General features: G+C 73.0%; 20 protein-coding genes and 1 riboswitch. Of the genes, 9 read left to right on the top strand and 11 right to left on the bottom strand.

Features of this window, described 5'->3' with window-relative positions; genetic code table 11:
- Positions 1 to 61: 61 nt before the first annotated feature.
- Positions 62 to 799 (top strand): SDR family oxidoreductase, encoded by a 738-nt coding sequence (locus AB0I42_RS24330; RefSeq protein WP_357540336.1) that lies wholly within the window; start codon positions 62 to 64, stop codon positions 797 to 799.
- Between the two features lie 55 nt (positions 800 to 854).
- Here AB0I42_RS24330 and AB0I42_RS24325 read toward each other — a convergent pair whose 3' ends face one another.
- Entirely contained in the window at positions 855 to 1,568 is a 714-nt protein-coding gene (locus tag AB0I42_RS24325; protein ID WP_357540334.1) for a C39 family peptidase, read from the bottom strand.
- Positions 1,569 to 1,957: 389 nt separating this feature from the next.
- Positions 1,958 to 2,097: riboswitch (cyclic di-AMP (ydaO/yuaA leader) on the bottom strand.
- Positions 2,098 to 2,510: 413 nt separating this feature from the next.
- On the opposite strand from AB0I42_RS24325, the gene AB0I42_RS24320 reads away from it, so the two are divergent.
- The 4 genes from AB0I42_RS24320 (at position 2,511) to AB0I42_RS24305 (ending at position 7,516) form a co-directional block, all read left to right on the top strand.
- Entirely contained in the window at positions 2,511 to 2,954 is a 444-nt protein-coding gene (locus tag AB0I42_RS24320) for a helix-turn-helix transcriptional regulator (protein WP_357540332.1), read from the top strand.
- Between the two features lie 10 nt (positions 2,955 to 2,964).
- Positions 2,965 to 3,375: a VOC family protein gene (locus AB0I42_RS24315; protein ID WP_357540330.1), complete on the top strand. Its 411-nt coding sequence runs from the start codon at positions 2,965 to 2,967 to the stop codon at positions 3,373 to 3,375.
- Positions 3,376 to 3,523: 148 nt separating this feature from the next.
- The gene (locus AB0I42_RS24310) at positions 3,524 to 5,911 is read left to right on the top strand and encodes an excinuclease ABC subunit UvrA (protein ID WP_357540328.1); all 2,388 of its coding nucleotides are present in this window, start codon (positions 3,524 to 3,526) and stop codon (positions 5,909 to 5,911) included.
- A gap of 579 nt (positions 5,912 to 6,490) precedes the next feature.
- A complete protein-coding gene (locus tag AB0I42_RS24305) occupies positions 6,491 to 7,516 on the top strand; it encodes a tyrosine-type recombinase/integrase (protein ID WP_357540326.1) in 1,026 nt (341 codons plus the stop codon).
- A gap of 35 nt (positions 7,517 to 7,551) precedes the next feature.
- Here the strand turns inward: AB0I42_RS24305 and AB0I42_RS24300 are convergent, their stop codons facing one another.
- Complete coding sequence (locus tag AB0I42_RS24300; protein WP_357540324.1) at positions 7,552 to 7,941, bottom strand: RidA family protein; 390 nt, start codon at positions 7,939 to 7,941, stop codon at positions 7,552 to 7,554.
- Between the two features lie 65 nt (positions 7,942 to 8,006).
- Between AB0I42_RS24300 and AB0I42_RS24295 the strand changes: the two genes are divergently transcribed.
- Positions 8,007 to 8,609 carry an ABATE domain-containing protein gene (locus tag AB0I42_RS24295; protein ID WP_357540322.1) on the top strand — a complete coding sequence of 201 codons (603 nt, stop codon included), beginning with the start codon at positions 8,007 to 8,009 and terminating at the stop codon, positions 8,607 to 8,609.
- A 155-nt stretch (positions 8,610 to 8,764) separates the two neighbouring features.
- Positions 8,765 to 9,496: an alpha/beta hydrolase gene (locus AB0I42_RS24290; protein WP_357540320.1), complete on the top strand. Its 732-nt coding sequence runs from the start codon at positions 8,765 to 8,767 to the stop codon at positions 9,494 to 9,496.
- A gap of 72 nt (positions 9,497 to 9,568) precedes the next feature.
- Here the strand turns inward: AB0I42_RS24290 and AB0I42_RS24285 are convergent, their stop codons facing one another.
- Complete coding sequence (locus tag AB0I42_RS24285; RefSeq protein ID WP_357540372.1) at positions 9,569 to 10,060, bottom strand: hypothetical protein; 492 nt, start codon at positions 10,058 to 10,060, stop codon at positions 9,569 to 9,571.
- A gap of 17 nt (positions 10,061 to 10,077) precedes the next feature.
- A complete protein-coding gene (locus AB0I42_RS24280) occupies positions 10,078 to 11,166 on the bottom strand; it encodes a MerR family transcriptional regulator (RefSeq protein WP_357540318.1) in 1,089 nt (362 codons plus the stop codon).
- Positions 11,167 to 11,295: 129 nt separating this feature from the next.
- On the opposite strand from AB0I42_RS24280, the gene AB0I42_RS24275 reads away from it, so the two are divergent.
- Together AB0I42_RS24275 and AB0I42_RS24270 are read left to right on the top strand one after the other, a co-directional pair.
- A complete protein-coding gene (locus AB0I42_RS24275; RefSeq protein WP_357540370.1) occupies positions 11,296 to 14,097 on the top strand; it encodes an SNF2-related protein in 2,802 nt (933 codons plus the stop codon).
- Positions 14,094 to 14,903, top strand: a complete 810-nt coding sequence (locus AB0I42_RS24270; RefSeq protein ID WP_357540315.1) for an SWIM zinc finger family protein — start codon at positions 14,094 to 14,096, stop codon at positions 14,901 to 14,903. Before AB0I42_RS24275 ends, AB0I42_RS24270 begins: the two co-directional genes overlap by 4 nt.
- A gap of 44 nt (positions 14,904 to 14,947) precedes the next feature.
- Here the strand turns inward: AB0I42_RS24270 and bla are convergent, their stop codons facing one another.
- The 7 genes from bla to AB0I42_RS24235 form a co-directional block, all read right to left on the bottom strand.
- Entirely contained in the window at positions 14,948 to 15,895 is a 948-nt protein-coding gene (bla, locus tag AB0I42_RS24265; protein WP_357540313.1) for a class A beta-lactamase, read from the bottom strand.
- Positions 15,896 to 15,987: 92 nt separating this feature from the next.
- Positions 15,988 to 16,329, bottom strand: coding sequence for an RNA polymerase-binding protein RbpA (locus AB0I42_RS24260; RefSeq protein ID WP_357540311.1), 342 nt, complete (start codon positions 16,327 to 16,329; stop codon positions 15,988 to 15,990).
- A gap of 221 nt (positions 16,330 to 16,550) precedes the next feature.
- Entirely contained in the window at positions 16,551 to 17,771 is a 1,221-nt protein-coding gene (locus AB0I42_RS24255) for a hypothetical protein (RefSeq protein ID WP_357540309.1), read from the bottom strand.
- A gap of 58 nt (positions 17,772 to 17,829) precedes the next feature.
- The gene (locus AB0I42_RS24250; RefSeq protein WP_357540307.1) at positions 17,830 to 18,384 is read right to left on the bottom strand and encodes an FxsA family protein; all 555 of its coding nucleotides are present in this window, start codon (positions 18,382 to 18,384) and stop codon (positions 17,830 to 17,832) included.
- 56 nt (positions 18,385 to 18,440) lie between these two features.
- Positions 18,441 to 19,232, bottom strand: a complete 792-nt coding sequence (locus AB0I42_RS24245) for a polyprenol monophosphomannose synthase (RefSeq protein ID WP_357540305.1) — start codon at positions 19,230 to 19,232, stop codon at positions 18,441 to 18,443.
- Entirely contained in the window at positions 19,229 to 20,911 is a 1,683-nt protein-coding gene (lnt, locus tag AB0I42_RS24240; protein ID WP_357540303.1) for an apolipoprotein N-acyltransferase, read from the bottom strand. The genes AB0I42_RS24245 and lnt overlap by 4 nt, the downstream gene beginning before the upstream one ends.
- A gap of 508 nt (positions 20,912 to 21,419) precedes the next feature.
- The gene (locus AB0I42_RS24235) at positions 21,420 to 22,751 is read right to left on the bottom strand and encodes a glutamate mutase L (protein WP_357540301.1); all 1,332 of its coding nucleotides are present in this window, start codon (positions 22,749 to 22,751) and stop codon (positions 21,420 to 21,422) included.
- Between the last annotated feature and the right edge of the window lie 9 nt (positions 22,752 to 22,760).

Raw genomic sequence — 22,760 nt, 5'->3', positions numbered from 1 at the left:
ACACCGGACGGCGGCGCGGTAGCGTCACCACCACGACCAGCCGAAAGAGGGGGAGTGGGCAGTGCCCGACACACCGGTCACCGTGGTAACCGGCGGCAGCCGCGGAATCGGCGCCGCCACCGTACGCCGGCTCGCCGCCGCCGGACACGACATCGCACTGTGCTACCGCGACGACGCCGCCGCCGCCGAAACCGTCCTCGCCGACGTCCACGCCACCGGCCGGCGCGGCATCGCCGTACGCGCCGACGTCACCGACCCCGACCAGGTCACCGACCTGTTCGACCAGACCGAAACGAAACTGGGGGCGGTCACCGGCCTGGTCAACAACGCCGGCGTCACCAGCCGCATCGGCCCGCTCGTCGACCTCACCCCGCAAGACCTGCGCCACGTCATCGACGTCAACCTCGTCAGCGCCATCCTCTGCGCCCAACAGGCCGCCCGCCGCATGAACGCCGGCGGCGCCATCGTCAACGTCTCGTCCGCCGCCGCCACCCTCGGCTCACCCGGCGAATACATCCACTACGCCGCAGCCAAGGCCGGCGTCGACGCCCTCACCATCGGCCTGTCCAAAGAACTCGGCCCACGCGGCATCCGCGTCAACGGCGTCGCACCCGGCACCGTCTGGACCGACATCCACACCGTCTCCGGCGACCCCGACCGCCCCAACCGCATCGCCCAGCGCGCACCACTGGGCCGCGCCGGCGACGCACCCGAGATCGCCCACGCCATCGCCTGGCTGCTCAGCCCCGAGGCGTCGTACGCCACCGGCACCATCCTGCGCGTCGCCGGCGGACTCTGACCCACGACAAAGGGCCGGCCCACCAGGGCCGGCCCTTTGTTCCGTACGTACCCGGTCAGTACGAGTAACCGCGCGACGCCATCCAGTGCGCCATCGTGATCGTGCTCATCCAGTAGCTCGCCGGACCGACACCACTGGGATCGGCGACCTGCACCTGCCGCCCCTCGTCGCCGTAACCGACGATCGTCACGTAGTGCCCACCGGGGAAGCTGCGCCAGAAGCCGTCGTTGTCCGTCGCCCCGCCGACGATGTTCGCCACCACCGGCCGCCCCTTGCCGACCGCCTCGACCACGTCCGCCTGCAGCCGGTCCATCTGCGCCGACGTCGCCTTCTGGCCGGGAATCTCCCGCACCCGGTAGGCGTCCCCGCCGACCACCTTGTTCAACACCCGCGCGATGTCGTGCGACGAGTTCGTCCCGGCGAACGTCGTACCCAGCTGCCCCGCCAGGTTGTCCTGGCTCGGCGTGTGCCCCTGCGCGCTCAGCGCGATACGGGTCGACGCCGGACCGCAGTAGTAGGCGTTCGGCTGGTACTGGAAGTCGTACGACAACGTCTTCTCCGCCGGCGCCTTCGGGGCGGCCTCCTTGGGTGCGGCCTCCTTCGGGGCGGCCTCCTGCGGCGGCGCCGCCTGGGCCCGCTCCGGCGTCAGCGCCAACTGCACCACACCCGACTCGGCGCCCGCGTTTGACTCCGCACCGGTCGGGGTACCGGACGAAAGGCTGCCCGTCGTCGCGGCCACCGCCAGCACGGCCGCCGACGCCACGGCCACCGAACGGAAACGGTTGGGGATAACCCGACGGAACGGATTGTACGAACGAGAGTTTTCCACTTGAAGCTCCATTACCCGCCGACTGTCGTCGGCGTCCCAATCGAAAACGGCAGACGTCGACCAGACCGACGAATCGCGACCCACCCGGGACAGGGCCCGCACAACCGACAGCGGGCCGCAAACGGCACCGCCGCCACAACGGGAGACGCGAAACAGGAAAAGGACAGCCGGCAACGGCCGGCTCAGTCGATTCCGAACCGATCTGGTGTCGTGATCAGTGATCCGGCGTCAGCAAACAGCCAGGATCGTCGGTCCACGCGACAAACGGCCGCACGACAGGGAAATGGGGGATGTGCCAACCAGGCACGCTCGGTACCGCACGAACAGTCGTCTCCTTCCACAACCGCCTACCGGGTTAGCTGACGGATTCGGACGGGAAAGGTCGCCCTACCGCAGGCATCGGCCCACGGATTCACCCCGATTGCTTGGGTCCCCGGCTCGTACGAATACGACTAAGCGGATCCGCTCCGGCGCCATCGGCTGATGACCCAACAACCGGAACGGATTTCCCGACCGTACTGGCCGCCCTCCCGCCCTGCCAAGACCGGATTCTGGCGGTGCGATCTATCGCACTCGCGTTCGCCGCACCCGGGCGAAGCCGGGCCGCAAGCGCCCAGTAAAGCCAAAACGGAACGGACGGCGTGTGCACCACCGAAACAACGGCGCCCCCAAGGCCCACCGTCGATACATCACCCGACCACGACGCCACCGAAAAGACGACCCCCATGCCCTCTCGGCCAAATCATCGGGTACGGGCAGCCAGGCCACCCGCCACGACACCAAAGGTGCCCGTGTGACGCCCGGCCACCAGTGGGAAAAAGCCGGCCGAACCACCCCGACCACGCTGGGCAACCCCACCACCGCCATGGCACCATCACGCACGTGACCAGCAACTCCGCCACGACGCAGCACCTGCGCGACCTCGCCCGCCTGCGCCGCGTCCGGGACCGGATCGACCGGGAGTACGCCCGGCCGCTGGACGTCGAGGCCCTCGCCCGCGGCGTGAACATGTCCGCCGGACACCTCAGCCGCCAGTTCCGGCTCGCCTACGGCGAATCGCCCTACTCCTACCTGATGACCCGACGCATCGAACGCGCCATGGCCCTGCTCCGCCGCGGCGACCTCAGCGTCACCGAGGTCTGCTTCACCGTCGGCTGCGCCTCACTGGGCACCTTCAGCACCCGCTTCACCGAACTCGTCGGCGTCCCGCCCAGCGTCTACCGCCGCCAGGCCGAACACGCCACCGCGGGAATCCCGTCATGCGTCGCCAAACAGGTGACCAGACCGATCAGGAATCGAGAAGCAGCAGCCCCCGGCCACAACTAGCGTGACCGGCATGGACATCACCATTCACCACACCTTCCTGCCGCAGACCGACCCCGACGCCGCCCTCGCCTTCTACCGCGACGCCCTCGGCTTCGAGGTCCGCAACGACGTCGGCTACAGCGGAATGCGCTGGATCACCGTCGGCCCCACCAACCAGCCCGGCACCTCCATCGTCCTGCACCCGCCGGCCGCCGACCCCGGCATCACCGACGACGAACGCCGCACCATCACCGAGATGATGGCCAAAGGCACCTACGCCAGCGTCGTCCTGGCCACCCACGACCTCGACAGCACCTTCGAACGCCTCCAGGCCAGCGACGCCGAGGTCGTCCAGGAGCCGACCCAGCAGCCGTACGGAATCCGCGACTGCGCCTTCCGCGACCCCGCCGGCAACATGGTCCGCATCCAGGAACTCGGCTGAACCCACGAAACGACCGATGACCGCCGACCCCCGCCCCCGGCACCGCCACGACACCGAACACCGGCGCCGGGCGGGGGAGCGGGGCGACCGGCCCGCCACGCACCAGGCGACGCCGCCACCGCGGCCCCGCCCGACAGATGGAGACACGATGAGCAAGGCCACGACGACGACGCAGCCGCCCGCGCCACACATCGCCGACAGCCACGACCTGATCCGCGTACACGGCGCCCGCGAGAACAACCTCAAGGACATCAGCGTCGACATCCCCAAGCGCCGACTCACCGTCTTCACCGGCGTCTCCGGCTCCGGCAAAAGCTCCCTGGTCTTCGGCACCATCGCCGCCGAATCACAGCGGATGATCAACGAAACCTACAGCGCCTTCGTCCAGGGCTTCATGCCGACCATGGCCCGACCCGACGTCGACGTACTCGACGGACTGACCACCGCGATCATCGTCGACCAGGAACGGATGGGCAGCGACCCACGCTCCACCGTCGGCACCGCCACCGACGCCAACGCCATGCTCCGCATCCTGTTCAGCCGCCTCGCCAAGCCACACATCGGCTCACCCCAGGCCTACTCCTTCAACGTCGCCTCCATCTCCGGCGCCGGAGCCGTCACCGTCGAACGCGGCGGCACCACCACGAAGGAACGACGCAGCTTCAGCATCACCGGCGGCATGTGCCCCCGCTGCGAGGGCCGGGGAGCCGTCAACGACTTCAACCTCGCCGCCCTCTACGACGACACCAAATCCCTCAACGAGGGCGCGCTGACCGTACCCGGCTACAGCATGGACGGCTGGTACGGCCGCATCTACCGCGGCTGCGGCTTCCTCGACCCCGACAAGCCGATCCGCAAGTACACCAAGAAGGAACTGCACGACCTGCTCCACAAGGAGCCGACCAAACTCAAGGTCGAGGGAGTCAACCTGACCTACCTCGGGCTGATCCCACAGATCCAGAAGTCGTTCCTGGCCAAGGACGTCGACGCCATGCAGCCGCACATCCGCGCCTTCGTCGAACGCGCCGTCGTCTTCACCACCTGCCCCGAATGCGGCGGCACCCGCCTCAACGAAGGCGCCCGATCCTCCAAGATCAAGGGGATCAACATCGCCGACGCCTGCGCGATGCAGATCAGCGACCTCGCCACCTGGGTCCGCGACCTCGACGAACCGTCGGTCGCGCCGCTGCTGGCGAAGCTGCGGCACACCCTCGACTCCTTCGTCGGGATCGGACTCGGCTACCTCAGCCTCGACCGACCCTCGGGCACCCTGTCCGGCGGCGAGGCACAGCGCACCAAGATGATCCGCCACCTCGGCTCCTCGCTCACCGACGTCACCTACGTCTTCGACGAACCCACCATCGGCCTGCACCCGCACGACATCCAGCGGATGAACGAACTGCTGCGGCAACTGCGCGACAAGGGCAACACCGTCCTCGTCGTCGAACACAAACCCGAGACGATCGCGATCGCCGACCACATCGTCGACCTCGGCCCCGGCGCCGGCACCGCCGGTGGGGAAGTGGTCTTCGAAGGCACCATCGACGCCCTACGCGCCAGCGGCACCCTCACCGGACGGCACCTGGACGACCGGGCCAGCCTCAAACCCTCGGTACGGACACCGTCCGGAACACTCGAGGTACGCGGCGCCGGCACCCACAACCTCCGCGACGTCGACGTCGACATCCCGCTCGGCGTACTCGTCGTCGTCACCGGTGTCGCCGGCTCGGGAAAGAGCTCACTGATCCACGGCTCGGTCGCCGGCCGCGACGGCGTCGTGTCGGTCGACCAGGCCCCGATCCGCGGCTCGCGGCGCAGCAACCCGGCGACGTACACCGGACTGCTCGACCCGATCCGCAAGGCGTTCGCGAAGGTCAACGGTGTCAAGCCCGCCCTGTTCAGCGCCAACTCCGAGGGCGCCTGCCCGGTCTGCAACGGCGCCGGCGTCATCTACACCGACCTGGGCATCATGGCCACCGTCGCCAGCACCTGCGAGGAGTGCGAGGGAAAGCGGTTCGACGCGTCGGTGCTGAAATACCACCTCGGCGGTCGCGACATCAGCGAGGTCCTCGCGATGTCGGTGACCGACGCCGAGAAGTTCTTCGGCGCCGGCGAGGCGCACATACCCGCCGCACACAAGATCCTCGAACGGCTCGCCGACGTCGGGCTCGGCTACCTGAGCCTCGGCCAGCCGCTCACGACACTGTCCGGCGGCGAACGGCAACGGCTCAAGCTGGCGACCCACATGGGCGACAAGGCCGGCGTGTACGTCCTCGACGAGCCGACCACCGGCCTGCACCTCGCCGACGTCGAGCAGTTGCTCGGCCTGCTCGACCGGCTCGTCAACGCCGGTAAGTCGGTCATCGTCATCGAGCACCACCAGGCGGTCATGGCGCACGCCGACTGGATCATCGACCTGGGGCCGGGTGCCGGCCACGACGGCGGCCGGATCGTCTTCGAGGGCCCGCCCGCCGATCTTGTCGCCGCCCGTTCCACCGTCACCGGCGAGCACCTGGCGGCGTACGTCGGGAGCTGACCGCCGCCGACGCGGGCGGAGGAGACGGGGTCGGCGTAACGCTCGAGGGGAGAGCGTCACGCCGGGAACGGCGGTGGGACGCCGGGAACGGCGGTGGGACGCCGGCCGGCACGACGAGGCGTGCCGGCCGGCTGCCCGGGCCGGGCGTGAGTGCGTACGGGGACTTCGGCGGCGTACCCGAGCGGGACCGCCGGGACGGCTGGGCGCGCACGTTCAGGAAAGGCGGGAGAGAGGGCCGCCTGAGCGCGGTCCCACCCTCGATCTGAATGTTCGATAATGCACATTATGTCAACCAGAGCATTATCGGGGGTCCGGAGATCGGCCGGGCACCCGCTCCCGGGGCGCGTTGATCAAGGAGTTGCGTTTTCGCATAGGTGTACGAGTCAGGCACGCTTTCTCCTTGATCGCGGCGGCCAGCACGGGTCGGCGGCCCGTCGGTCGGCACGCGCGGCGCGTGGTGCGCGGCCGGCGGGGGCGATCGGGCATCACGCGGGGCCGGCCGTCGGTGGAGATGAGTGAGGCGTCCCCCGAGCGGCCGACCGCTTCTCAAGAACCGGTGAATGCTGCATAATATTCCTTATGCATGACAAACAGGACGAAACCGGCGAGCAGCGGGTAGTGGTCCTCATCGAGGAGTTCCTGACGGCGCGGGCGGCGCGTAAGCCGTCACCGCACACCCTGGAGGCGTACCGGCGCGACCTGCTGTCGGTCGCCCGTCTGGTCGCCGAGGATCCCGACACTCCCCTCCCCCTGGCCAGCCTGCCGATCTCGGCGCTGACCGCCCGTACGCTGCGGTCCGCGTTTGCCCGGTTCGCCGCCCCGCGCGCGGTCGCCTCGGTCTACCGGGCCTGGTCGACGTGGAACACGTTCTTCACGTTCCTGGTCGCGGACGCGGTGGTGGCCGGCAACCCGATGCCGGCGGTCGGGAAGCCGTCCGCTCCCCCGGCGCTGCCCAAGCCGCTGCGGGGCGAGGAGACGCCGGAGCGGCTGCTGGAGGCGGTGGCGCGCGACGACGACCGGCGGCAGCGGCATCCGTGGCCGGAGCGGGACATGGCGGTGATCGCGCTGGCGTTGTGTGCCGGGCTGCGGCTGTCGGAGCTGCTGGCGTTGCGGGTGGGGTCGCTGGCGGGTCGGCCCGGCGAGCGGCGGGTCGAGGTGGCGGGTAAGGGTGGCCGGGCGCGGGTGGTGCCGGTGGAGCCGGAGTTGGACGCGGTGGTGTCGGCCTACCTGGAGAGTCGGGTGCGGCGGTTCGGGGCGCGGTCGGTGGGGCGTACGTCGGTGTTGCTGGTGGATCGGCACGGTGAGCCGTTGCGGCGCGGTGGGCTGCAGTATCTGGTGGAGTCGTGTTACCGGCGGGCGGGGATCACGGATCGGGTGCCGGCGGGTGCGCAGTTGCACGCGTTGCGGCACACGTTCGCGACGCGGTTGGCGGAGGACGGGGCGAGCGCGTCGGAGATCATGCGGTTGTTGGGTCATGCGAGTCTGACGACGAGTCAGAACTACATCGACGTGACGGCGGGTCAGCAGCGGGCGGCGGTGCGGGCCAACCGGACGAACCAGTCGTTGGGTCGGTTGCTGGCGTCGGTGGTGCCGTCGGGGTCGTGACGGGCTGGTAGATCCGACCTGTCCCCTGGGGCGGGTCAGACGACGGCGACGGCGTCGATCTCGACGAGGAAGCCGGGGCCCAGGCCGGCGACGACGTGGACGGTGATGGCGGGCGGCGGGTCGGCCGGGTTCCACGCCTGCTGGAAGGCGGCGAATCCGTCGTTGATCGCGTGGCCGTCCGCTACGGCGATGGTCCAGTGCACGATGTTGGCGAGGCTCGCTCCCTCGCTTTCGAGGATGGTCGCGAGGTTGCGGAGTGCCTGCGTGGCCTGCTCCCCGACGGTGGGGCCGACGACCTTGCCGTCGGCGTCGACGCCGTTCTGTCCGCCGATGTAGATGGTCTTGGCGGGTTGTTCGACCACGACGGCCTGGCTGAAGGCGGGGCTGCGGTGCAGGCCTGCGGGGTTGATGTGTCGTACGGCCATGTCTGCCTCCTGTTGGCGACACCGGTTATAGCGGTTACGGGTACGACACCAGTTATAGTGGTTTCATGCGAGCGGACGCAACCGGACGGGTGCTGCACGACCCCAAGGGAGGGTCGTTCTGGTTCGACGCCGGCGCGCTCTGCCTGGACTTCGCCCACACCGGCGGCGAGGGCCGGTATGCGGTGTTCGAGACCCTTCACGAGCCGGCCGATCTGGCCGAATGGCTGGCCCAGCCACCGCTGGCCGCGGTCCTGACGGTCCCCGCGACGGCCGGCGAGCTGACCGCGGCCAAGGCGCTGCGCCAGGCGATCTGGGAGGCGGCACACGCCCGAGCGGCGCGGCACGCCCTCCCCTGCGGCGCGGTCGACGTGATCAACCACGCCGCGGCCGGAGCGTCGCTGATCCCCGAGCTCGCCGCCGAGGGCACGACGGCGCGATGGGCGCCGCCGGTGGGGGCCGCGCAGGCGCTGTCGACGCTGGCGCGGGAGATGATCGGCCTGCTGTCCGGGCCGCTGTCCGAGCGTTTCCGCGGGTGTGCCGGCGACAACTGCCCGCTGGTGTTCGTCGACTCGTCCCGTCCCGGCGCCCGGCGGTGGTGCGCGATGGAACGCTGCGGCAACCGCCACAAACTGCGGGCTCTGCGCGCCCGGCGGGCAACCGAGCCGTGACGCCCGGGCGGTGTCGTCGTGATAGTTTCGGCGACGCCGTGCGCCGCTGTGAGCCGAGGAGGTGAGACCGATCAACGCTGTGACAGGTCGGCACTCCCTCCCCCGCATGGTCTAGGGAGTGCCCGCACAAGGCATCCCGAAAGGCTCGACACCCTATGCGCTTCACCTTCGAGACGTCGTCGGACGGCGTCCGTGAACAGCTCTTCACCCTTGGCGAGATTCCCGGCGTGCTGTGGACGCCGGACGGCGCCACCGGCCCCCGTCCTCTGGTCCTGATGGGACACGGCGGCGGCCAGCACAAGAAGGCGCCCGGCATCGTGGCCCGGGCGCGCCGCTTCGTGGTCGAGTGCGGTTTCGCGGTGGTGGCGGTCGACGTGCCCGGTCACGGTGACCGGCCGAAGGACCCCGAGTACGACCGGATCGCGACCGCGAACCAGGCCCGGGTGGCCGCCGGGGCGGAACTGGCTCCGCTGATCGCGCGGTTCCAGGCCCTGGTGGCCCGGCAGACCGTTCCCGAGTGGCGGGCGGTCCTGGACGCGGTCCAGGACCTCGACCGGGTCGGTGCCGGCCCGGTCGGCTACTGGGGCGTGTCGCTGGGGTGCGGGCTCGGTGTTCCGTTCGTCGCCGCCGAGCCCCGGGTCCGTGCGGCGGTGCTGGGCCTGGGCGGGGCGCTGGCATCGGCCGAGGTCGCCGCGCGGGTCACCGTGCCGGTGGAGTTCCTGTTGCAGTGGGACGACGAGCGGGTGCCGCGGGGCCAGGGGCTGGCGCTGTTCGACGCCTTCGGTTCGGCGGAGAAGACGTTGCACGCCAATCCGGGCGGGCACGGCAAGGTCCCGGCATTCGAGGTGGACAGCAACGTACGGTTCTTCGCCCGGCATCTCGGCTGATCCGGACGTGTGCGGCGGCGCGCCGGTCGGGATTCGTCCTGGCCGGCGCGCCGGATCGGCTGCCCTGGGCGGTCAGCCGTTCGAGGACGGGTGGGATGCGAGGCGGTGCGTCGACCCCGCCGCGAGGGCCCGGGTGACGTGCTGGATGCCCCCGCGGATCGTGTCGCCGTACGGGTCGTCGGGCAGGTGTTCGACGAGGCTCCGGGCGGTGGTCAGGTGCTCGCGGGCGAGGGCGGTGTTGCCGAGGCGCCGGTGGTCGTCGGCGAGGCTGAGGTGCAGTGACGGCAGGAAGCCCTGGACCTGGAGCGAGGAGTGGTGCCGCTGGGCGCGTTCGTCGGTGAGGTCGGCGACGGCCGCCAGGGCGCGTTCGTCCCACAGCAGTTCGGCTTCGGTGGTGTCCTGCAGGTCGGCGAGGTGGTGCGCGAGGGTGCAGCGGTGGAGGGCGTCGCCGGTGGCGCCGATCTGGTCCCACAGGGCGGTGAGGGTGTCGCGGGCCTGGACCTTCTGTCCTGATCGGCCGAGTTCCACCGCGGCGGCGATGCTCGTCATGGTCGCGTCGGGCATGGTCTGCGCCGGCTGGTTCACGGTTCTCCTTGTGGTGCGGGCGGGGTGGTTGCCTTGACCGGCATGGCCAGGGTGGTGAAGTCGCCGTCGTCGGCCGAGCGGACGACGACGGGCCGGTGGGGTCGGGTGATCTGGAGCATCACGTCGGGGCCGACGCTGGCGGACAGGGCCGGATGCAGCGTGGTGAACCGGAAGCTGATCGCCACCGGTTCGCCGGTGGTGTCGGCGGGGACCGTGACGGACGGCCGGTCGTGGGCGGACGACGTGATGGTCAGGCCGTTGCCGACGAGGAGGTCGAGGCGGGCTCGCGGGTCGTCGCCGAGGGCGGCCAGGAGCCGCTCTCGGGGGGCGACGACCCGGGTCAGGGGTTCGGGCGGGTCGTCGAGGACGACCCGGTAGGACGGGTAGGTGCCGTCGATCGTCGGCAGCAGCCGTTCGCCGCCCGGCCCGTCGAGTCGGACGTGGGAGTCGGCGAGCCGCAGCCGTATGCTGGCCTGCGCGCCGATCCACGGGCGTGCGTCTTCGAGGTGCGGGGCGGCGACGACCGCCGCTGCGGGCTCTCGGCGGCCTCTGACGGTTATCGACCTGGCCGCCAGCCGGTACCGGTCGGTGGCGATCAGGCGGAGTTCTCCCGCCGTCGTCTCGATCAGGACTCCGCCGAGCACGGGGATCTCGCCGGTGGTGTCGGCGGCCGGGGCGACCTGCCCGATCGCGTGGGCCAGTGTTCGGCCGGGGACGGTGACGACGTTGCCCGTGCGGTCGCGGATCAGGGTCAGCGCGGTGGTGGCGGTGGCGCGGGCGACCTCGACGGCGCGTTCCAGCGTGCGCAGGTGGGCGGCCAGGAGTTCCTCGGCCGCTTCGGCCGGGCCGGTGAGCAGTCGTCGTACGTCTTCCAGGGGCAGTCCCGCCTGCCGTAGTTGGCGGATCAGGACGACTTCGTCGATCTGGTCGGGTGAGTAGTACCGGTATCCGGTGACCGGGTCGACGGCGTCGGGGCGGACGAGGCCGCAGTCGTCGTAGAACCGTAGTGCGCTCGTGGTGACGTCGGTGGCCCGGGCGAACGCCCCGATCGTCATCCGGTCGTCTTGTTCCCTCACGCCGCCCATCGTGGGGCTTCGAGCGGCGTGAAGGTCAACCCGGTGGAGGAGGCTGTGCCGCTGGCGTGGCTACAATAGTCGGACTCCGTACGGCGTACTGAGTTTGGTTGGACGAATCCGGGGGCGGGCGTGACGACGATGTGGCGACGGTGCGCGGTGGTCTTCGAGCCGGCGGACCCGCCACGGGCCGGCCGGCTGGCGTTCTGGTCACCCGACGGCGGCCCGCCACCCGACGACCTACCCGGCGACGACGGCGAGCTGACCGTGGCCGTCCCCGACGGTGCCGGCGTCACCGTGTCGACGGTCGCCGCCCGCCGGCTACCGGTCGGCACGGCGCTGCCACTGCTCGCCGACGCGGGGGCGGAGGCGGACGCGCACCCGGCGGCCGCGTTCTGGTCGACGGCCGCCGACGTGGCGTTGCACCTGGTGGCACGGGGGCGGCTGCTGCCCGGGGTCTCCCCCGCCGGCCTCGACGCGTGGCGGGTCGGCCCGCTCGACGCCGACGACGTCGGACGCATCGGCGCGCTGGGTGCGGCGATGCCCGGGTGGGCACGCGCCGTACCGGTGCCGGCCGCCGGCGGGGTCCGGCTGCCGGAGGCGTACCCGCTGCTGCGGGCGTTCCTGGACGCGGTCGCCGACGACCTGCCGCGCGACCGGGACGCGGACGGGACCGCGTACGCCGGCTGGGCGCCGCGGCGGGTCGACGGGCTGCGGGACTGGGCGGCCGAAGTGGCCGCCGGGGTACGGGTGTCGCTGCGGCTGGAGGTGCCCGGCGGTGATCCGGCGGCCGGCCCGTGGCAGGCGGTGGTCCAGGTGCACGGGCTGGCCGATCCGGGGCTGGTCGCCGACGTGGCGCCGGTGTGGGCGGGGGCGGCCGCCGGGTTCGACGCGCGGGCGCCGCAGGACGTGGTGCTCGCGGTACGGCGGGCGGCGCGGGTGTGGGAGCCGCTGCGGCGGCTGCTGTCGGGTCCGGTACCGGACCGGATGGTGCTCGGCGACGACGAGGTCGCCGAACTGGTCGACGGTGCGGCGCGCCGGCTGGCGGCGGCCGGGGTGGCGGTGCACTGGCCGCGGGAGGTGGAGCGCGACGTGTCCGTGCGGGCCCTGGTCGGTGCGGGCTCCGGCGGTTCGGGGGCGGCCGGTGGCCGGGTGTTCGGTGCCGGTGCGCTGCTGTCGTTCGACTGGCAGGTGGCGCTCCGGGGCGAGCCGCTGACGGCGGCCGAACTGGAGGTGCTGGCGGCGGCCCGGCGGCCGGTGGTGCGGCTACGGGACCGGTGGGTGCTGGTGGCTCCGGAGGTGGTGACGCGGGCGCGGGCGGGGTCGTTGCCGGCGGTGGCGGCGGTGGACGGGCTGGCGGCGGTGCTGTCGGGTTCGACGGTCGTCGGCGGGGAGCCGGTCGAGGTGGTCGCCGACGGCTGGCTGGCGCGGCTGCGGGAGCGGCTCGCCACCCCGGACAGCGCCACCCCGGACAGCGCCGTCCTGGACGGTGCCGGGCTGCCGGCCGGGCCGGATGCCGGCGTCGCCGTACCGGCCGGGCTGACGGCGACGTTGCGCGACTACCAGGTGCGTGGACTGCGATGGCTGGTCCGGATGACGTCACTGGGGCTGGGGGCGTGCCTGGCCGACGACATGGGGCTCGGCAAGACCGTCACGTTGATCGCGCTGCACCTGCACCGGCAGGCCGATCCGGCGACGGCGGGCCCGACGCTGGTGGTGTGCCCGGCGACGCTGCTCGGCAACTGGGAGCGGGAGGTACGCCGGTTCGCGCCGGGGGTCGACGTGTCGCGGTTCCACGGCCCCGACCGGTCGCTGGACGCGGTGACGGACGGGTTCGTGCTGACGACGTACGCGACGATGCGGCTGGACGCGGCCCGGCTGGCACGGTTCGGGTGGGCGCTGGTCGTCGCCGACGAGGCACAGCACGTCAAGAACGCCGGCTCGCTGTCGGCACGGGCGCTGCGGATGGTCGCCGGCGGTGCGGGGGCACGGGTGGCGTTGACGGGTACCCCGGTGGAGAACAACCTGGACGAGTTGTGGGCGATCCTGGACTGGGCGACGCCGGGGCTGCTGGGTCCCCGTACGGTGTTCCGGCGGCGGTGGGCCGATCCGGTGGAGTCCGGTGACGAGGCCGCGGCGCGCGGTCTGGCGCGGCTGGTGGGCCCGTTCCTGCTGCGGCGGCGCAAGTCGGATCCGGACGTGGTGCCGGAGTTGCCGGCGAAGACGCAGACCGACCGGCCGGTGGCGTTGTCGGTGGAGCAGGTGGCGCTGTACGAGGCGGTGGTCCGTGAGGCGTTGGCGCGGCTGCCGGATACGGCCGGGATGGCCCGCCGGGGTGCGGTGGTGTCGCTGCTGACGGCGTTGAAGCAGATCTGCAACCACCCGGCGCAGTACCTGAAGGAGGACGAGCCGATGCTCGCCGGCCGGTCGGGGAAGCTGGAACTGCTCGACGAGCTCGTCGACGCGATCGTGGCCGGTGGCGGCGCGGTGCTGGTCTTCACCCAGTACGTGGCGATGGGGCGGCTGCTGCGCCGGCATCTGCGCGGGCGCGGGTTCGGGTGCGAGCTGCTGCACGGCGGCACGTCGTTGCCGCGCCGGCAGGAGCTGGTGGACCGGTTCCAGGCCGGTGCGGTGCCGGTGTTCGTGTTGTCGTTGAAGGCGGCCGGGACGGGGCTGAACCTGACCCGGGCCGATCATGTCGTCCACTTCGACCGGTGGTGGAATCCGGCGGTCGAGGACCAGGCGACCGACCGGGCGTACCGGATCGGGCAGACCCGGCCGGTGCAGGTGCACCGGCTGGTCGCCGAGGGCACCGTCGAGGACCGGATCGCCGCGATGCTGTCGGCGAAGCGGGAGCTCGCCGACGCGGTGCTGCACTCCGGTGCGGCGGCGCTGACCGAACTGTCCGACGCGGAGTTGGCCGAACTGGTGGTGCTGCGATGAGCGGCGACCGGGTCCGGGGCTTCCCGGCGTTCGGGCGCGGCGGCCGCCGCGTGCGGCAGTTCGCGGCGTCGTGGTGGGGCCGGGCCTGGGTACGGGCGATGGAGGAGACGGCGCTGGACGCCGAGCAGCTGCGCAAGGGCCGCCGGTACGCGTACACCGGGCACGTCGGGTCGATCACGGTCTCCCCCGGCCGGCTGGCCGCGCCGGTGTACGGCGACGACGGGGCGACGTACACGACGGTGGTCCACGTGGAGCGGCTCGCCGACGCCGGCTGGGAGCGGCTGGCCGACGAGGTCGCCGGCAGTGCCGGCTACCTGGCGGCGCTGCTGGACGGTGAGGTGCCGCACGACCTGGTGGCGGCGGCCGGCGACGCCGGGGTGCGGCTGCTGCCGGATCTGGGCGACCTGCAGCCGGAGTGCGACTGCGCGGACTTCGAGTTTCCGTGCCGGCACGCGGCGGCGTTGTGTTACCAGGCGTCGTGGCTGCTGGACGCCGACCCGTTCGTCCTGCTGCTGTTGCGCGGCCGGGGGCGGGGCGAGCTGTTGGCGGGGTTGCGGCGGCGGGGCGCGGCCGGCTCACCGGCCACCGCCCCGCCGGAGCCGGCCGCGGACGGGCCGGTCGGGGTGGACGCGGTGGCGGCGTACGCGGGCGGGCTGCCGGCGCTGCCGGTGCCGCCGCCCACCGTGGCCGCCGACCCGGCCGGTGGCGTGGTGTTCCCGGCGGCGCCGGGCGTCGACCCGGAAATCCTGCGCCGGGCGGTCACGGCCGCCGCCGGACGGGCGGCGGCGCTGCGCGCCCGGCGGTAGCCGGCGTCACGGCTTCAGGTGTGCGCGCCCGGCGGTGGCCGGCGTTACGGATGCAGGTGGGTGACGACGATCCGGGTGGCCTCGGCGATGAGGGCGTTGTCGTAGCCGGCGTCCCTGCGGTCACGGCTGGACAGCACGGCGACGACGATCGGTGCCCGGCCCGGCGGCCGCAGGACGGCGATGTCGTTGCGGGTTCCGTAGCCGCCGGCCCCGGTCTTGTCGCCGACGGTCCAGCCGTCCGGCACGCCGGCACGGATCAGTTCGTCGCCGGTGGTGTTGCCGGCCAGCCAGCCGTTGAGGATGTCGCGGTCCTCGCCGGACAGGGCGTCGTCGACGGCGTACGCCCGCAGGCTCGTGGCGAGCGCCCGAGGTGTGCTGGTGTCCCGCCGGTCGCCGGGGGTGGCCTGGTTGAGGTCGGTCTCCCAGCGGGCGGCGTCGGTGGTCGTGTCACCGACCCGCCGCAGCGCCCGTTCGAAGCCGTCGGGGCCGCCGAGGTGGCGTAGCAGCAGGTTCCCGGCGGTGTTGTCGCTGTAGCGCACGGCGGCGTCGCACAGGGCGCGCAGGGTCATGCCGGTGTCGACGTGTCGTTGCGTGACCGGGGAGTGGGTGACGAGGTCGGCGCGGGTGTAGCGGACGGTCGCGTCGAGTTGCGCGGTCGTGGTCGTGTCGAGGACCGCGGCGGCGGCGAGGGCCTTGAACGTCGACGCGTACGCGAACCGTTCGTCGGCCCGGTACGACACGGTGCGGCCGGAGCCGGTGTCGACGGCGTGCACGCCGAGCCGGGCGTCGAACGTGGTTTCGAGGTCGGCGAACGCCCGGTCGGCCGCCGGCGCCCCGACGGCGGCGGTGGTCGTGGCGACGCCTGGTGTGGCGGTGGGGCCGGATGTGACGGGTGTGGTGGCGGGTTCGGGGCCGGCGCAGGCGGTGGTCAGCAGGACGACCGCCGCGGCCAGCACGCCGACGCCCCGTACGGTGCCGTTCCCGGTCGACATTCCACCACCCGGTCCTTCGGTAGGCGCCACGACGACGAACCGCCCCCGACAGGCCGGAACGGGCCTGCCGGGGGCGGTTCGAAAAGACACGGTCAGCGGCCGCCGCGGCGGGCGCGGACCTCCTCCAGCCGCTCGTTCAGGATGTCCTCCAGTTCGGCGATCGAACGCCGTTCCAGGAGCATGTCCCAGTGCGTACGCGGCGGCTTGGCCTTCTTCTGCTCCGGCTCGCTGCCGTCGACCAGGCGTGCGACGCTGCCGTCGAACTTGCACTCCCAGGTCGTGGGGACCTCGGCGTCGACGGCGAACGGCACCTCGAACTGGTGGCCCTTCAGGCACAGGTACTCGCGGGTCTGGCGCGGAGCGAGTTCGGTGTTGCGGTCGGACTCGTAGCTGACTGCTCCCAGACGGCTGCCGCGCAGCATGCGCTCGCCCATGATCGGCTTTCCCCTCGGTCGTGGTGCTGGTGTTCCGTACGTGGTGCGGTGGTGGCCCCGGTCGGCCGGATGCCACCTGACAACCTTCTCGCTGAATGTAACGACCTGCGACAGCCCGGCGATTCCCGCCGGGCGGTGTCGGACAAACGCTCCGAGGATAGCCGGAACCCGCCACCGGCCGCCCGGTCATCCGGGGTGATACTGCCCGCTACCGCGTCCGCCTACACCGACGGTACGGCGCCGGCCGCCGCCCCGTCGACAGGTGGTGGCGCCCCGGGCGGCCGGCTGGCGGCACCCAGCGCCGCCAGCGCCGCCGCGAGATCGGTGACCTGGCCGGACAGCTGCCCGGCGCGGGCCTGCGCGGCGTCGGCGTCGGCACGGGCCGCGGCCAGCCGTACCGCGAGCTGGTCGGCGTCGGCGCGGGCCGCCGCGGCCTCGGCGGCGGCGGCCCGCAGCTCGCCGGCGACCCGGTCCCGTTCGGCGCGGGCCGCGTCCCGGTCCCGGACCGCGGCGTCGGCGACCGTACGGGCCCGGGCGGCGTCGTCGTCGGCCTGCCCGGCCCGGGTCCGGGCCTGCTCGGCGTCACGGGTCGCCTCCTGTGCCCGCGCCCGTGCCGCCGCCGCCTCGTCCCGGGACCGTTCGGCCTGCGCGACCGCGTCGGCGGCCGCCTGCGTCGCCCGCTGCGCGTCGGCGCGGGCGGTGTCCCGGTCGGCGACCGCACCGGCCAGGTCCCGCCGCAGCCCGGCCAGTTCCCGGCCGGCCCGGTCGGCGTCGGCGCGGGCGGCGACCAGCTCGCCGCGTACGGTGTCGCGGTCCTGTTCGGCACGCTCCCGCAGCGCTTCGGCGGCGCTGGCCTGCCCGCGGGCGGTGTCCCGCTCGACGACGGCGGCGTCGGCCGCCGAGATCGCCTGCGCGGCCTGCTCCCGCGCCCGGTCGGCGTCGGCGCGGGCCGCGTCACGGGCCACCGCGGCGGCCGAAGCGTCCTCACGGGCCTGGCCGGCGGCGCGGGCCGCAGTCTCGGCGTCGGCGCGGGCCTCGTTACGTTCGGCGTGCGCTGCCGCGACCCGGGCGGCGGCGGCCGCTTCGGCCTCGGCCAGCCGCCGCTCCACCCCGGCCGGCGACAGTTCGGCGTGCAACGCCTCGGTGAGCGTGCCGACGACCTGGTCGAGCCGGTCGACGGCCTCCCACGTCCGGGCGACCTGACCGGCCAGGCCCGGCGAGTTACGGTGCCGCATCCGGGTGTTACGGGACTCGCGCTGGCAGGCGCCGTCGTTGTCGCGGCAGTACCGGAACGGCCGGCCGGCCGCCGCCCGCTGCGGCACCGGCCGCCCGCAGTGCGCGCACGGCCGCGTCTCCGCGACCTCGTCGCCCGGCCCGGTCCGCGCCACCTCCGGCGCGGTGTCCTGGTCTACCGTCGTACGCCCGTTTCGCATCGTCGTCATCGCCGGCAGATCCTACGTGCGGGCCGACACCGCCGGCCGGAAACGGTCGGGCGTGTCGTCAGCGGCGCGGCGGGCCGGGCTCGACGATCTCGCCCTCGATGACCTCGCTCGGCCCGGCCGGCTCCGGCACCGGCTCGCCGGGCGGCGGCTTGGTCAGGGTCGGGCCGGCCGGCTCCGGCGCCGGCTCACCCCGGTGCACCCGCACCCGGCGGGGCCCGAACAGGTCACCGGCGACCGCCGACGACACCCGCCGCTCGGCGGCGACCTGGACCCGGCGGCGGGTCAGCCGACGCACCGGCGGCGCTGTCAGCAGCAGCCCGGCCGCACCCGACACCAGACCCGGCGCGGCCAGCAGCAGCCCGGCGGCCAGCCCGACGACGCCGTCGGTGACCTGCTCGCCGGGCGGCGCACCCGACTGTGCCGCGTCCCGGAACCCGCGCCAGGCGCGCAGCCCCTCCCGGCGCAGCAGCCACATGCCGAGCACCGACGCCGCCAGCCCGATCAGGATCGTCCACCCGAACCCGATGGCCCGGCCGACGAACACGAACACCACGACCTCGACGACCGCCAGGGCCAGCAGGGCCAACGGCACGTAGCGGAGCCTGCCGCGCATGTCAGCTCACATCCCGAAGCTCGGTGTCAACCATTCAAGCATGACACGCGTACCGGTCACGGCCAGCGCGCGTGGGCGTCGGTACGGGACCGCACCGCCCTCGTCACCGCGTCCCGCCGGTCCCGGGCACCCCACATCGTGACCCGCCACAGCGCCTCACCGACGATCAGCGTGCTCATCTTGCTCGCCCCCCGCTCCCGCTCGGCGAACGTGATCGGCACCTCCACGATCCGCAGCCCGGCCCGGTGCACCCGCCGCGACAACTCCACCTGGAACGAGTAGCCCTGCGATGCCACCGACTCGAAGTCGATCTTCTCCAGGGCCGGCAGCCGGTAGACCCGGTAGCCGCCGGTCGCGTCGTGGACCGGCATCCCCAACGCCAGCCGCGTGTACAGGTTCCCGCCGCGCGACAGCAGCTGCCGGTGCCACGGCCAGTTGACGACCTTCCCGCCACGCACCCACCGCGACCCGATCACCACGTCGGCGTCACGGGCCGCGTCCAGCAGCCGCGACAGCTCCTCCGGGGCGTGCGAACCGTCGGCGTCCATCTCCACCACCGCGTCGTAGCCGCGCTCACGGGCCAACGCGAACCCCGCCACGTACGCCGCACCCAACCCCTGCTTACCCGGCCGGTGCAGCACGTGCACCCGCGGATCGTCGGCCGCGATGGCGTCGGCGACGTCACCGGTGCCGTCCGGGCTGTTGTCGTCGGCGATCAGGACGTCGACCGACGGCACCGCCCGCCGCACCCGCGAGGTGATCACGCCGACGTTGTCGGCCTCGTTGTACGTCGGGATGACCACCAGCACCCGGCCCACCCCCGGGTAGCCGCCCACGTCGTCGCTCACCGTTCCTCCGTATCCTCACCGGCGCCCGCCACGACCGCCGTACCCGCGCCCGCCGGCCGGGCCCGGCGACGCCACACCGCCGCGACGGCGACGACCGCACCGGCCCCCACCACCAGCAGCACCTCCGGCCACAACCCGACCCGGGTCGCGACCGTGCGCCCCTCCCGCAACTCCAACTCCCGCACGATCACCTCGGCGGTGTTGAACCCGGTGCCCTGGAATACCCGCCCGTCGACCCCGACGAACCCCGACACCCCGACCGTGGACGCCATCAACGCCTGCCGGCCGTGCTCGACCGCCCGCAGCCGCACCATCGCCAACTGCTGCCGCGCCTCCGCCTCGTTGAACGTCGCGTTGTTCGTCTGCACCACCAGCAACTGCGCACCCCCGACCACGGTGTCGCGCACGATCCCGTCGTACGCCACCTCGAAACAGATGACGTCACCGACGACCGCCGGCCCCAGCGGCAACACCCCCGGCTCCGACCCCGGCACGAAGTCCGACGCCACCCGGTCGACCTCCTTGCTGACCATGCGCGCGATGTCCCGCAACGGCACGTACTCCGCGAACGGCACCGGATGCCGCTTGACGTACATCCGCTCCCGGTCGACGCCGACCCCCGGCAGCCACACCAGGCCCACGTTGCGGACCTGACCCGGCTCCGGCCCCCGCAACACCGCACCGACCAGGATCGGCGCCCCGATCGCGTCGGCGGCCACCGAGATCCGCGCCGCCGCGTCCGCGTTCCGCAACGGGTCGATGTCGCTGGAGTTCTCCGGCCACACCACCAGATCCGGCTGCTCCTGCTCGCCGGCCGCGACCCGCCGCGCCAACTCGACGGTGCCGTTGACGTGATTGTCCAGCACCGCCCGCCGCTGCGCGTTGAAATCGAAACCCATCCGCGGCACGTTGCCCTGCACCACCGCCACCACCGCCGTACCCGTCGTCGGCGTGCCACCGACCGGCACCACGAACCCGGCCCCGACGACCGCCACCGCACCACCGAGCCCGGCCACGACCGGCACCAGCGCGGCCCGGCCCACCGGCCGCCACGACCGCCACAGCGCCGCCACCACGAACCCGCCGGCGACCGCGACCGCGAACGTCACCAGCGGCGCCCCACCGACCGCCGCCAGCCGCAGCAGCGGCGACTCGTCCTGGCTGAACGCCAGCCGACCCCACGGGAACCCGCCGAACGGGGTCCGGTCCCGCAACGCCTCCTGCGCCACCCACAACACCCCGGTCACCGCCGGCCACGACCACCGCGCCCGGTCCACGACCGGACTCACGTACGCCGCCACCGCACCCAGCAACCCCAGGTACGCCGACTCCAGCCCGGACAGCAGCAGCCACGGCAGATTGCTCAGGTGCAGGTTCGTCCAGGACAGCAACGGCACGAAGAACACCGCACCGGACAGCGCCCCGTACCCGAACCCGGCCAGCGGCCGCCGCCGGTGCACCGCCACCGCGAACAACGCCACCCCGACCGGCGCCAGCCACCACCGGCCGTACGGCGGAAACGACACCAGCAGCGCCAGCCCCGCCCCGACCGCCGCCAGCAGCGACAACCACCACGGCAGCGGCCGGCCCGGCACGCCCCCGCCCACCGCACCGACGTCACCCGAATCCGACCGGTCCGCACCGGCCGTCCGCACCATCGCCACCCGCGCCTCACCCATGACCCGGCCGCGCCGGCACACCCCGGCGACGGTCCATCCCCGCAACGCTACCGGGCCGCCGAATCACGCCCCACACAAAGCCGCACGCAACGGACGACCAGCGGGTTCACCACCACAAACGGAAATCGGGGCGTGACCGTAACGGTCACGCCCCGATGCTCCCAGGCCCCTCCCGGCCGGTGCGGCAGTGGCGACCCACCCGACCTTCGGACCGACAAGACGGTGGCTGGCTGCCCCCGTCAGGCCGTTGTCTACTGGCCGCGCAATTCCCCCTGCCCGTACACCGGTAAGTCGCAGCCGGTTCGCGCCGCCCCGCCGACCCCCGCCCACTGGACCTGGCCGTGGCGACAGTTGCCGCGCGGCCAGCAGACGAAGGGACGAAGCGAACAACAGCCGCTTCCCGTTGTAGGACTCAAAGACGGTACGTGCCACCCCCCAGCACCTGTCAACAGCCGCAACGGCAGACATCGCGAACACCGGCGTGTCGCCCTGGCGTGTTGCGCCCGGATCACCTGTCCGACGTACCGGCCAACCCCCGCGCCAACCCCGCCGCCGCCACCGGAAACTCCTCCGCCAACAACCCCACCGCCGCCAACACGTAGTCGACGTCGACGACCGTCCGCGGCGCCCGCGGCACCGCCCACCCACCGGCATGATCGGCCAACGCCGCCGCCAGCACCCCCGCACCACCACGGGTATGCCGCAACACCCCACCCGACCCGACCACCAGCCGCACGTCCCGCAGATCCCGCGCCGCCCGCTCGCCCCGCCCACCACCACGGGCATGCCGGCGCAACGCCACCGTCACCGCCAACTCCGCGATCCGCAGATCCACCGCACCACCCGCCCCCGCGAGCGTCGACGGATCCGCCGCCAGACCCGCCGCCGACACCACCAACCCCTCACCCTCACCGGCGGCCAGCAACCGCTCCTGCTCCGCCGCCGCGACCACCCCCGGCGCACTCCACCGCATCCCCAGATCACCCTCGACCGTCCGGGCCCGCCACCACATGCCGGCCACCTCCCGCCCCGGCCCCGTCGCCCGCTCGTCCGGCGTCAACACCGAATACACGTCCGTGGTCGCCCCACCCACATCCACCACCAGCAGATCACCACCGACCTGCCCGGCAAGGACCTCCACCCCGGTCAACACCGCGTCCGGGGTCGCCGCCCGCACCAGCGACGCGAACCGAGGCCCCCGCGACAACCGCTTACCACCGATCACATGCCGCAGAAACACCCCCCGGATCGCCGCCCGCGCCGAACCCGGCGCCAGCACCCCGATCCGCGGCAACACGTTGTCGGCCGCCGACACCGGCACCCCCCGCCCGGAAAGCACCGCCACCACCTCGTCACGCACCTCGACGTTGCCGGCCACGACCACCGGCACCCGCCACCGCGCCCGCGCCAACCGGCCCGCGTTGTGCGCCAACACCTCCGCGTCACCACCATCGGTGCCACCGACCAGCAACACCACGTCCGGCCGCGCCGCCCGCAACGCCGACAACCCCGCCGCATCCAGCCGGCCCGCCGCCACATGCACCACCCGCGCCCCCGCCGACAACCCGACCCGGGCCCCGGCCTGCGCCGTCACCAGCTCCTCGTAACCGACCACCGCCAGCCGCAGCCCACCACCGGCCGACGAACACACCAGCCACGGCACATCCGTGCCCCGAAGACCGACGGTCGCCGCCGCCACCACCGCGTCCAGGCCGTGCAACACGTCCGAACCCACCGTCGTCGGCCCCGACGCCGACCCGACCAGACCACCACCGGCCAGGTCGACGACCGCCACCTTCGTGAACGTCGACCCGACATCGGCACAGACCGCGTACGTCACCGGCAACCG

This window comes from Polymorphospora sp. NPDC050346 (assembly GCF_040655695.1).
In the GTDB taxonomy this organism is placed as follows: Bacteria; Actinomycetota; Actinomycetes; order Mycobacteriales; family Micromonosporaceae; genus Polymorphospora; species Polymorphospora lycopeni.
The sequence above is the reverse complement of the archived record's forward strand: the minus strand, read 5'-3'. Positions and strand labels throughout refer to the sequence as shown.